This window comes from Myroides sp. C15-4, assembly GCF_050522745.1.
GTDB lineage: Bacteria > Bacteroidota > Bacteroidia > Flavobacteriales > Flavobacteriaceae > Flavobacterium.
Map to the genome: position 1 here is coordinate 51,340 of NZ_JBMVQX010000022.1, position 11,633 is coordinate 62,972.

The 11,633-nt window shown below is 38.3% G+C and carries 8 protein-coding genes; 5 read left to right on the plus strand and 3 right to left on the minus strand.

All coding sequences use genetic code 11. From position 1 onward, the window contains the following. Positions 1-96 precede the first annotated feature (96 nt). From ACPDHL_RS10765 to sucC, 3 genes are all read left to right on the plus strand, one after another. Complete coding sequence (locus ACPDHL_RS10765) at positions 97-2,433, plus strand: ATP-dependent helicase (protein WP_430532763.1); 2,337 nt, start codon at positions 97-99, stop codon at positions 2,431-2,433. A gap of 28 nt (positions 2,434-2,461) precedes the next feature. Then, positions 2,462-3,082, plus strand: coding sequence for an L-threonylcarbamoyladenylate synthase (locus ACPDHL_RS10770; RefSeq protein WP_430532764.1), 621 nt, complete (start codon positions 2,462-2,464; stop codon positions 3,080-3,082). A gap of 147 nt (positions 3,083-3,229) precedes the next feature. After that, positions 3,230-4,423, plus strand: coding sequence for an ADP-forming succinate--CoA ligase subunit beta (gene sucC / locus ACPDHL_RS10775; RefSeq protein WP_410880172.1), 1,194 nt, complete (start codon positions 3,230-3,232; stop codon positions 4,421-4,423). Positions 4,424-4,708: 285 nt separating this feature from the next. Here the strand turns inward: sucC and clpB are convergent, their stop codons facing one another. Continuing rightward, the gene (clpB, locus tag ACPDHL_RS10780) at positions 4,709-7,294 is read right to left on the minus strand and encodes an ATP-dependent chaperone ClpB (protein ID WP_430532765.1); all 2,586 of its coding nucleotides are present in this window, start codon (positions 7,292-7,294) and stop codon (positions 4,709-4,711) included. Between the two features lie 160 nt (positions 7,295-7,454). On the opposite strand from clpB, the gene ytxJ reads away from it, so the two are divergent. Then, complete coding sequence (gene ytxJ / locus ACPDHL_RS10785) at positions 7,455-7,793, plus strand: bacillithiol system redox-active protein YtxJ (protein ID WP_430532766.1); 339 nt, start codon at positions 7,455-7,457, stop codon at positions 7,791-7,793. 201 nt (positions 7,794-7,994) lie between these two features. Here the strand turns inward: ytxJ and ACPDHL_RS10790 are convergent, their stop codons facing one another. Further along, positions 7,995-9,080: an alpha/beta hydrolase gene (locus tag ACPDHL_RS10790; protein ID WP_430532767.1), complete on the minus strand. Its 1,086-nt coding sequence runs from the start codon at positions 9,078-9,080 to the stop codon at positions 7,995-7,997. 73 nt (positions 9,081-9,153) lie between these two features. Further along, positions 9,154-9,618, minus strand: coding sequence for an N-acetyltransferase family protein (locus tag ACPDHL_RS10795; protein WP_430532768.1), 465 nt, complete (start codon positions 9,616-9,618; stop codon positions 9,154-9,156). A gap of 113 nt (positions 9,619-9,731) precedes the next feature. On the opposite strand from ACPDHL_RS10795, the gene ACPDHL_RS10800 reads away from it, so the two are divergent. Beyond that, a complete protein-coding gene (locus ACPDHL_RS10800) occupies positions 9,732-11,519 on the plus strand; it encodes an ABC transporter ATP-binding protein (protein WP_430532769.1) in 1,788 nt (595 codons plus the stop codon). Positions 11,520-11,633 lie beyond the last annotated feature (114 nt).

The window sequence follows — 11,633 nt, forward strand, 5'->3', positions numbered from 1 at the left end:
ACTATTATTTGTTTAAGATAAAACGCTTTAATAGAAACAAAACTTGTTATAAAGTAATAGTAGTTGTAATTTTGGCTTTTTACGGTTTTAGACACTATGCAAAGTTATATTGATCAACTTAATGAAGCTCAAAGAGCACCTGTATTACAGAAAGACGGCCCCATGATTGTCATTGCTGGAGCAGGTTCGGGAAAAACAAGAGTATTGACCTTGCGAATCGCTTACTTGATGCACCAAGGCGTGGATGCCTTTAATATTTTATCTTTAACATTTACCAACAAAGCCGCGCGCGAGATGAAAAACCGCATCGCTCAAATTGTCGGTAGTGGTGAAGCTAAGAACTTGTGGATGGGTACTTTTCACTCGGTTTTTGCACGATTGTTGCGTGCAGAAGCAGATCATTTGGGATACCCCAGTAACTTTTCGATTTACGATTCACAAGATAGTCAACGACTGATTGGTCAGATTATCAAAGAGTTGCAGTTAGATAAAGACATCTATAAACCCAAAGAAGTAGCAAGCCGTATTTCATCGTATAAAAATAACTTGGTTACGGTAAAAGCGTATTTCAATGACGCTGAACTGCAAGAAGCCGATGCCATGAGTAAACGCCCGCGTATTGGGGAGATTTACGAGCACTATGTAGAGCGTTGTTTTAAAGCAGGTGCAATGGATTTTGATGATTTACTGTTGAAAACCAATGAACTATTGACCCGTTTTCCCGATGTATTAGCGAAGTACCAAGATCGCTTTCGCTATATTCTAGTGGATGAGTACCAAGATACCAATAACTCCCAATACCTGATTGTACGCGCCTTATCTGATCGCTTTCAAAATATCTGTGTTGTAGGGGATGATGCGCAAAGTATCTATGCCTTCCGTGGGGCTAACATCAACAATATCCTCAATTTCCAAAAGGACTTTGACAACGTACAGCTGTATCGCCTAGAACAAAATTACCGTTCAACAAAAAATATCGTAGAAGCAGCCAACACCATTATTGACAAGAATAAAGTCAAGTTGGAAAAAGTCGTGTGGACAGACAATGATTATGGACCTAAGATTAAGGTACACCGTTCCTTAACCGATGGGGAAGAAGGGCGATTTGTTGCCTCTACTATTTTTGAAGAAAAAATGCAAAATCAAAAAAACAACAGTGATTTTGCGATTCTATACCGTACCAATGCACAGTCACGTGCCATGGAGGATGCCTTGAGAAAAAGGGATATTCCCTATCGTATTTACGGGGGATTGTCCTTCTATCAACGCAAGGAAATTAAAGACGTATTGAGCTATTTGCGCTTAATTATCAACCCCAAAGACGAAGAAGCTCTCGTGCGCGTCATTAATTATCCGGCAAGGGGAATTGGTGCAACAACCTTAGATAAACTAACCATTGCTGCGAATCACTACAAACGCTCGATTTTTGAGGTGATGAGTCATATTGATAAGATTGACTTGAAAATTACCGCAGGAACAAAAAATAAATTAACCGACTTTGTCAACATGGTCAAAGCTTTTCAAGCCTTAGAGGAAACTAAAGATGCTTATGAAATGGTGGAACATGTGGTGAAGAAAACGGGATTGGTACAAGAACTACGCAAAGACACCACACCAGAGGGAATTACGCGTATGGAAAATATTGAGGAATTGCTCAATGGTATTAAAGATTTTATCGAAGGACAACGCGAAATAGACGGCGCTCGTGGTGCATTATCCGAATTTTTAGAAGATGTTGCATTAGCAACAGACTTAGATAAAGATACAGGAGACGATGATCGCGTGGCCTTAATGACGATTCACTTAGCCAAAGGACTGGAGTTTCCAACTGTTTTCTGTGTGGGAATGGAAGAAGACCTCTTTCCAAGTGCAATGAGTAGTAGTACGCGAACCGAATTGGAAGAGGAACGCCGCTTGTTTTATGTGGCTTTAACGCGTGCAGAACACCAAGCGTATTTGACCTATGCCCAATCGAGATACCGTTGGGGGAAGCTCATCGACTGTGATCCTTCGCGTTTCATTCAAGAGATTGACGATCAATACTTGGAATTCTTAACACCAGTAGAAACCAATTACCGCTATACGCCTAAAATTGATGCTGATATTTTTGGCGACGTAGATAAAAGCAAGTTGCGCTTGTCAAAACCCGTAAAAGGGACACCACCAGCCTACCTGAAAAACAACGAAGAACCAGTTTTGGATCGAAATATTCGCAAGCTTAAACCTGTGAATGCCGCCTCAACAACCAGTCAAGGTGATGCGGCTAACAGTGGTCTTGTAATAGGACAACGCGTGATGCACGAGCGATTCGGTCAGGGGGTAATCCTAAACCTAGAAGGAGTAGGAGCAGACCGCAAGGCGGAAATCAATTTCGATGTAGGGGGAATTAAAAAACTATTGCTGCGATTTGCGAAGCTTCAAGTTTTAGCGTAAATTGTATAAATCAATAAAAATCAAAGATATGGCACAGTTTGTAAAGATTTATCCAGAGAATCCAAATGAAAGGGAGATCAATAAGGTCGTAGAGGTTTTGCGCAATGGTGGATTGATTATTTATCCCACCGATACCGTGTATGGATTGGGATGTGATATCACCAATACAAAAGCCTTGGAACGCATTGCTCGTATTAAGGGAATCAAATTAGAAAAAGCCAATTTTTCTTTTGTCTGCCATGACTTGAGTAATATATCCGATTATATCAAACAAATTGATACCGCAACATTCAAAGTATTGAAGAAAGCCTTACCAGGTCCTTATACCTTTATTCTCCCAGGAAATAACAATTTACCCAAAGAGTTTAGAAAGAAAAAAACAGTGGGAATCCGCGTACCAGACAATACTATCGCCAGAGAAATTGTCCGCCGACTGGGAAATCCCATTGTGTCAACGTCAATCTATGACGAAGATGAAATTTTAGAATACACCACAGACCCAGAATTGATCCAAGAAAAATGGGATAATATCGTCGATTTAATTATCGACGGGGGATATGGTGATAATCAGGCATCTACTGTTATTGATTTGTCGGGAATCGAACCAGAAATTATAAGAGAAGGAAAAGGATCGATTGATATTTTCTAAATTATACGAATACAAAACAAATATTTTTTAAATTTAATAAAGTCAAATCCAAGAATAAATGGGACATATGCAGAATTAAATTAGGGAAATTCAAACCTAATTATTATTTTTGTATCTGTTTATTTTTAAAGCTAAACGTATTACACTATGAATTTACATGAATTTCAAGGTAAAGAAATATTAGCTAGCTACGGGGTAAGAGTACAACGTGGGTTAGTAGCTAACAACGCAGATGAAGCTGTTGAAAAAGCAAAACAACTTACAGAAGAAACTGGCACAAGTTGGTATGTAGTAAAAGCTCAAATCCACGCAGGGGGTAGAGGTAAAGGAGGAGGAGTAAAGTTAGCTAAGAACTTAGATGAAGTAAAAGAGCTAGCTGGAAAAATCATCGGAATGGACCTAATTACTCCACAAACACCACCAGAAGGTAAACGAGTGAATAGAGTATTAGTAGCAGAAGATGTTTACTATCCAGGTGAAAGCGAAGTTAGTGAGTTCTATATGTCTGTATTATTAGACCGTTCTAAAGGTAGAAATATGATTATGTATTCTACTGAAGGAGGAATGGATATTGAAGAAGTTGCTGAAAATACGCCACACTTAATTTTCAAAGAAGAAATCGATCCTGCAGTAGGATTACAAGGTTTCCAAGCAAGAAGAATTGCATTCAACCTAGGGTTATCAGGTAATGCATTCAAAGAAATGGTTAAATTCGTTGACGCTTTATACAATGCGTATATCGGAAGTGACTCTTCTATGTTTGAAATCAATCCTGTATTAAAAACATCGGACGATAAAATTTTAGCTGTTGATGCTAAAGTAACATTAGATGACAATGCATTATACAGACAAAAAGTATATGCTGAATACAGAGATATCACAGAAGAGCGTCCAATCGAAGTAGAAGCTAAAGAAGCTGGTTTAAACTATGTGGATTTAGATGGAACTGTTGGATGTATGGTTAACGGTGCTGGTTTAGCTATGGCTACCATGGATTTAATCAAATACGCAGGTTTTGAACCAGCTAACTTCCTTGACGTAGGAGGAACTGCTGATGCTAAACGTGTGGAAATTGCTTTCCGTATTATCTTAAAAGATCCAAACGTAAAAGCAATCCTAATCAACATCTTCGGAGGAATCGTTCGTTGTGACCGTGTTGCTCAAGGTGTTGTAGATGCTTACAAAAACATGGGTGACGATATTAAAGTGCCTATTATTGTACGTCTTCAAGGAACAAACGCTGAATTGGCAAAAGAATTGATCGATCAATCAGGTATGCCAATCTTATCAGCTGTAGCTTTCCAAGAAGCAGCAGATCAAGTAAAAGCAGCTTTATCTTAATTAGATAAACGTCTAGATAAAAAAAAGCAGTGAACGAAAAGTTTACTGCTTTTTTTTTTGGTTATGAGTTATGGGTGAAAATTTTCTAGATAAAAACAACCTAACAAAAGAACAAAGAACAAAGAGCAAATCGCAGCGCAGCGTAGATTCATCGAACACCAAAATAAATATAAACTAGGTGAGATAAACCGCGCGATGAACAAAGAGCAAAAAAGGGATTTGATCTTCAAAAGATCAAATCCCTTTCTATCATAATACTTCACTCTTCACTCATTCTACATCATCTTACTTATTTCTAAAAACGAGTTCATCGTTAAATGAATCTAGTAAGATCATACTTTCTGCTTTGATATTTCCTGCTAAAATTTCTTTAGACAACTTGTTCAAAACTTCGCGTTGAACCACTCGTTTTACGGGTCTAGCACCAAATTGTGGATCAAATCCTTTGCGAGCTAAGAATTCTTTCGCTTCTTTGGTCGCCTCCAAATGAATGTTTTGTTCATTCAACATTTTCATCACTCCTTGCAATTGAATATCGACAATTTCAAGAATATTCTCTTGTGTAAGTGGCGTAAACATGACAACTTCATCAATACGGTTTAAGAATTCTGGACGTACGGATTGTTTTAGTACATTCAATACTTCTTCTTTTGCTTCTTCCGAGGCTTGTTCCATATTGGTTGCTTGTTCAAATTTCTCTTGGATAATGTGGCTACCCATGTTAGACGTCATGATGATGATGGTATTTTTAAAATCAGCCAAACGTCCTTTATTATCGGTTAGACGTCCTTCATCCAATACTTGAAGCAAGATGTTGAACGTATCGGGATGTGCTTTTTCTATCTCATCCAGCAATACAACAGAATACGGTTTTCTTCGAACGGCTTCAGTCAGTTGTCCTCCTTCATCATAGCCCACGTATCCTGGAGGTGCACCAACCAATCGGCTTACGCTGTGGCGTTCCGAATATTCACTCATATCAATACGCGTCATCGAATTCTCATCGTCAAATAAATAAACTGCTAAGGCTTTGGCAAGTTCCGTTTTACCCACACCAGTTGTTCCTAAGAATAGGAAAGAACCAATCGGTTTTTTTGGATCTTGTAATCCCGCACGACTTCGGCGTACCGCGTCACTAATTGCTTCAATGGCTTCTTCTTGCCCCACTACGCGTTTGTGTAGCTCTTCTTCTAAATGCAAGAGTTTCTCACGCTCACTTTGTAGCATTTTAGTTACGGGTACTCCTGTCCATTTGGCTACAACTTCCGCAATATCATCGCTAGTTACTTCCTCTTTAATTAAAGAATGCCCTTTTTGATTCTCTTCGAGTTGGGCTTGTGCTTTTTCAAGCTCTTCTTGGGCCTGTTTGATCTTGCCATAACGCAATTCAGCTACTTTTCCATAATCGCCTTCGCGTTCTGCCTTTTCCGCTTCTAACTTGAAGGATTCAATCTCTTGCTTACAGGTCTGTACGCGATCCACAACCTCTTTTTCTGATTGCCATTTAGCGAAAATCTCATTGCGTTCTTCTTTTAAATTGGCTACTTCTAATCCGAGCAGTTTTAATTTATCCTCGTCATTTTCGCGTTTAATGGCTTCAATCTCAATCTCCAATTGCATGATTTTACGATCTAAAACATCCAATTCTTCTGGTTTTGAGTTGATCTCCATACGCAATTTAGCCGCTGCTTCATCCATCAAGTCAATGGCTTTATCCGGTAAGAAGCGATTGGTAATATAGCGTTCTGATAAATTGACCGCCGCGATAATGGCTTCGTCTTTGATGCGCACTTTATGGTGTGCCTCATATTTTTCTTTAATACCACGCAAAATAGAGATGGCGCTTTCGGTATCAGGCTCATCGACAATTACCTTTTGGAAACGACGTTCTAGCGCTTTGTCTTTCTCAAAGTACTTTTGGTACTCATCGAGTGTAGTTGCACCAATCGAACGCAACTCTCCACGGGCTAAAGCAGGTTTTAAAATATTCGCTGCATCCATGGCACCTTCACCACCACCAGCACCTACTAAAGTGTGTATCTCATCGATAAACAAGATAATTTGTCCTTCTGCGCTGGTAACTTCTTTGACTACGGATTTTAATCGCTCTTCAAATTCTCCTTTGTATTTCGCCCCAGCAATTAAAGCTCCCATATCGAGGGAAAAAATCTGTTTGTCCTTTAAATTCTCTGGTACGTCTTGTTGTACAATACGATGGGCTAATCCTTCGGCAATGGCTGTTTTACCCACACCAGGTTCTCCAATCAGCATCGGGTTATTTTTGGTACGTCTACTCAAGATTTGAAGTACGCGTCTTATTTCTTCATCACGACCAATAACAGGATCTAACTTTCCTTCATAGGCTAGTTGTGTTAGGTTATTGGCGTATTTATTTAGTGAATTATAGGTCTCTTCAGCAGAAGCCGAGGTTACACGTGCACCATTGCGAATCTCTTGAATGGCTGCTTCCAATTGTTTTTCAGTCACACCTTGATCCTTGAGCATTTGTGCAACTGTACTCTTAGATTTGAAAATCGCTAAAAGCAAGTGTTCAATCGAAACGTACTCATCTTTCATCTTCGTAGCAATGGCTTGTGCTTCCGTGATCGCTGTAGCAGCATCACGAGATAAACCAATTTGACCACCATCAACTTTAGCAAATCGCTGAATGCTTGCATCTAAAGCTGATTTAAACGTTTCGACATTGATATTTAACTTCTTTAAGATAAAAGGAGTCACGTTTTCATCGACTTCTAATACAGCTTTAAAGAGATGCTCATTCTCGATTTGTTGCTGGCCTAAGCCTTGTACAATAACCTGTGCACGCTGCAAGGCTTCTTGTGATTTGATTGTAAAATTATTCAAATTCATATCTTTTCTTTTTTAGGTGTTGTTTCTTACTTTTTACAAGATGTGTTCCAATTCTAAATTTACGACTTTCTGTCCAAAAAAATTGTTATATTTGTATAGAATGGTGACAAAAAGTCATATAAAGAATTGATATCGTACAATTTAACTGAAAAAATGTCTTATGAATTGGATTGAACTTACGGAAACCGCTACTTTATCGGAGCTAATTGCCCATAGTGCAACGAAACCTTGTATTATTTTTAAAAATAGCACCACATGTTACATTAGTAAAATGGCGCTAAAAAACTTTGAGCGTTCTTTTACCAATCCAACACAAATCGATTGCTATATCGTGGATGTAAAAAAGGACCGTTTAGTTTCACTTGATATAGCAGATCGCTTTCAGGTGCAACACGAATCTCCTCAATTGTTGATTATCGCTGAGGGTAAAGTAGTTTATCACACCTCACATGAGGGAATTGACGCAACGGCTACAGAAAAACTACTCTTGAGATTATAAGGTATAAAATAAAAAAGTCTACATTCCTGTAGACTTTTTGTTTTTTGATACTTCGCTTATTATTTTAGGAAACAACATTTAATACAATAAGCCGTTGGGGACATACGGTATCTCGTATAGAAACGCTAAATAACCGGATAATAGGGGAGGTATACAATAGATATTGGGTGAATCTTCTCATTCTTTGAGGGAAGATGATGTTTAGCGATTGTCTGCTATCTCTTGACGTATTGTACTTTCGGGATATAGCGTTAAGCAATACGCGATAAAATAAGCTACAAGTGCCGAATTCTTTTGTTTGTCATAGTAGGAGATAATATAGCGTAAATAAGCTTCATTCGGTTGAAAGTCAAAGTGTAAAGATTCGCTTAGACGGGCAAATGTTGTGCGTACTAAATCTGGATCCTGTTCAATTGCTTTAAAATTGAGTGGATAATCCTCAAAAATATAGCGTAGACCATCTAAATTGCCTTTCATGGGAATACTACCATGGTTTTCTCCTTCGTATTGCTGATATTGATAGGTCAATCCCGTAAGGGGACGTTCTTGCATGAAGGTGTTAAAGGCTTGGATAGCGCTATAATGATCTTCTAAATGGCCTTTGTTTTCACTATCGCCCACTTGAGTTAAAAACAACTTGCGATGTTTGAAATCCTGCTGTGCATTCGCTTGATATTCTTTTAGTATAAAAGTCTCATCCCACCAAATACTCGGATCGTGTACAATATAGGCTTGAAACATAGCTGTATAATGCAGTAAATTGTGTAAGGCCGTAATTCCACCAAATGAATGACCGACCAATATCGCATAATCATTCACTCTAAACTGTTGACGAATAAAGGGTTTCAATTCCTCTGCTATAAATTGAAAGAATAAGGCATTTCCACCCGATTCCCCTTTAATTTTTGCCTTTTGTGCTGGGGTCATGACGTTTTCATTTCGCCTCGTAGGGGTTAAATCTCGGGTGCGATTGGTGTTAACGATTCCCACAACAATCATTTCAGGAATGGCAGGATAGGGATATTTAGCTAATTTTTCAATATAAGCGGTGAAGTAGTTGAAGTTACTTTCGCTATCCAACAAATACACTACAGGATAGTATTGTGGCGTTAATGTGCTATCCGTGTATGTCTTAGGAAGATAGATTTGAATCTCTCTTGACTCATGGAGCAGATCAGACTTCAAGGTGTACGATTGACCAATTGTAATTGGGGTTTGGGCATTTACATCCATAGACGATAGCGAGATAGCCAAAAAAACCAACAAGTAGCGGAAGGATACTTTCATTCTTTTTCTTTATTTAGTATAAAAAGCAAAGATAATTGTTTATATTTATTCTAAATAAAGAAAAAGATAAAATCTAGTCTATACGATAGCGCATGGTGGTATGCACCACTTCAAAGGCTTGTTCCAGATACAGTTGTAATGCTTTTGTGTTTTGTTTGAGGACGAGGAGCTCAATATAATCGACCTGTTTTCGCTTGGCCCAATCTTTTACGGCTTGGATGAGTTGTTTTCCAATGCCTTGATTGCGGTGGGCTTCTTCAATATACAGATCAGCAAAGTTGAGATAGCGGTGGGGAACGAAGCATTCATAAGGAAGTGTTTGCTCAATAAAAAGCGCCGCCATTCCAACAATCAGATTTTGATCAACAGCAAGGAGAAATTCACAGTCGTCATCCTCAATTGTTTCTTGTAAAAAAGAAAGTGCAGGGAGATCTGCTTTAAACGAATAGGGTTGATGGCGTTGTAAATCGAGGAATTGTTTTTGATACAACAATTGCAAAGCTTCCATATCTTCTAAAACCGCAGGACGTATAATCATGATTTGTTTTTTGTTATTAAAAGTACAGTAAAATTTAGACTATCATAAAACGCTTGTTTATTTATTGATGCAGGTCAAGAAATAAAAGAGCAGGAGAATACTATCTTTGTCCAATGAATTTATATACCATATTAAAGAAAATAAAACCATTTATTAGACCCTATCGCGGTTTAGTGATCGGAACGTTACTTTTAACTGCTATTGGTTCCATTGCCGTTCAGGTGAATGCCTTAGTACTTCGCCATTTAGTCGATGCGCTAAGTGCGGTGGTCAATAAAGAAGCAACAGAAGCTTGGGGATTTCAGGTCTTACTTTGGTGTAGTGTTATCTTAATTGTCAAGGAAATAGCTTTTAGCTGTGTTCAATTTGGACAGCGTTATTTTGGAGAAAAATTGCGTATTTATACCTCACGCGATATTTCTCAACTGGTCGTAGAGCGAATTTTGACTTTTAAAATGGCTTTTTATACCTCAGAAGAAAATGACAGTGGAAAGTTACAAACGCGTATTGATCAAGGAATCAGTAGTATAACACGTTTAGTGCAAAACTTTTTTATCGATATCTTACCTTTATTTGCCAATGCCTTTGTTGCGCTGTTTTTCATTTATTCAGCCAATGTCTATATTGGATTGGTCAGTACGGCTATGATCCCCCTGTATTTTTATGTCAGTCAGTCGCAAGCCAAGAAACTAAAAGGATACCGACGCAAAATGAGAAGCTATCGCGAGAATAAGAACAACGGAATTATTTCGTTGATTAATTCTATTACTGTGATTAAATCCTTTGTAAGAGAACCTTTAGAATCGAAGAAACACGAAGAAATTCAAATTGATATGACCGAAAATCAACTGCATACTCGACGTATGAGTTTTGTGTTTGATGCGATAAAGAGTTTTATCGAACAATTTGGTCTTGTGGTGGTGATTTTGCTTACGGCTTATTTTGTGCTCGAAGGACAAATGAGCGTGGGGATGATTATGTTTCACGTGCTGTTGTTTAATAACGTAACGGCTCCTATTCGTCAATTGCACCGCATTTATGACGATGTCAATGATGCTATGATCTATTCAGAGAGCTTCTTTGATATTATCGAAGCCAATGAAGTAGAAACATCAGGGACCTATATTCCAAAGCAAATAGAAGGCCGTATTGAGTTGAGAAATGTATCCTTTACTTATCCCAATGGTACGAAAGCGTTAAGCGATGTTTCGATGGTAATTGAACCCAATAAGACAACAGCTTTGGTTGGATTAAGTGGAGCAGGGAAGAGTACCGTGATTAATTTATTAGATAAATTCTATGAACCCAACCAAGGACAGATTCTCTTAGATGGGGTTGATTTAAAAGAGTACGATACCAAAGAATTACGCAAACACATTGGATTGGTATTGCAAAAGAATCATATTTTTCAAGGGAGTATAGCAGAGAATATCCGCTATGGCGATGAAGGAGCAACGATAGAAGATGTGATGGATGCTGCTCAAAAAGCGTATATACACGAACAAATTATGGATTTGCCCCAAGGGTATGAATCAGATGCTCGATTGCTGTCTGGAGGACAACAACAACGCATCGCCATTGCACGTTTATTCCTAAAAGACCCTGCCATTATCTTTTTGGATGAACCCACCGCAAGTTTAGATGCCATTGCAACGGAACAAATTAAACGAAGCTTAGATGCAATTAAAGAAAATAGAACCGTGATTATCGTTTCCCATAGCATTTCTCAAATCATTGATGCCCATCATATCGTGGTAATGGAAAAAGGCCAAGTCGTAGAAAGTGGTATTCACGAAGTCTTATACGACAATAAACAAACCTATCATGAAATCTTTTCTGCCATGGCAAATAGTTTGAATCTTGAAAAAATCTCTCAAACGTTACATGATGGTGAGTGGTGAGTGGAGAAGGGAGAAGGGAGAAGGGTGAGTGGAGAAGGGTGAACGTCCCTAAATATGGTTGACCGTTTTTAAACATTAACTTCATTATTAAATATAGTAATAAATGGTTTGGAA

What these genes read in the sequence shown, in the direction of transcription:
- ACPDHL_RS10765 (WP_430532763.1), top strand. Translation starts at nt 97, where the DNA reads ATGCAAAGTTATATTGATCAACTTAATGAAGCTCAAAGAGCACCTGTA.
- ACPDHL_RS10770 (WP_430532764.1), top strand. Translation starts at nt 2,462, where the DNA reads ATGGCACAGTTTGTAAAGATTTATCCAGAGAATCCAAATGAAAGGGAG.
- sucC (WP_410880172.1), top strand. Translation starts at nt 3,230, where the DNA reads ATGAATTTACATGAATTTCAAGGTAAAGAAATATTAGCTAGCTACGGG.
- clpB (WP_430532765.1), bottom strand. Translation starts at nt 7,294, where the DNA reads ATGAATTTGAATAATTTTACAATCAAATCACAAGAAGCCTTGCAGCGT.
- ytxJ (WP_430532766.1), top strand. Translation starts at nt 7,455, where the DNA reads ATGAATTGGATTGAACTTACGGAAACCGCTACTTTATCGGAGCTAATT.
- ACPDHL_RS10790 (WP_430532767.1), bottom strand. Translation starts at nt 9,080, where the DNA reads ATGAAAGTATCCTTCCGCTACTTGTTGGTTTTTTTGGCTATCTCGCTA.
- ACPDHL_RS10795 (WP_430532768.1), bottom strand. Translation starts at nt 9,618, where the DNA reads ATGATTATACGTCCTGCGGTTTTAGAAGATATGGAAGCTTTGCAATTG.
- ACPDHL_RS10800 (WP_430532769.1), top strand. Translation starts at nt 9,732, where the DNA reads ATGAATTTATATACCATATTAAAGAAAATAAAACCATTTATTAGACCC.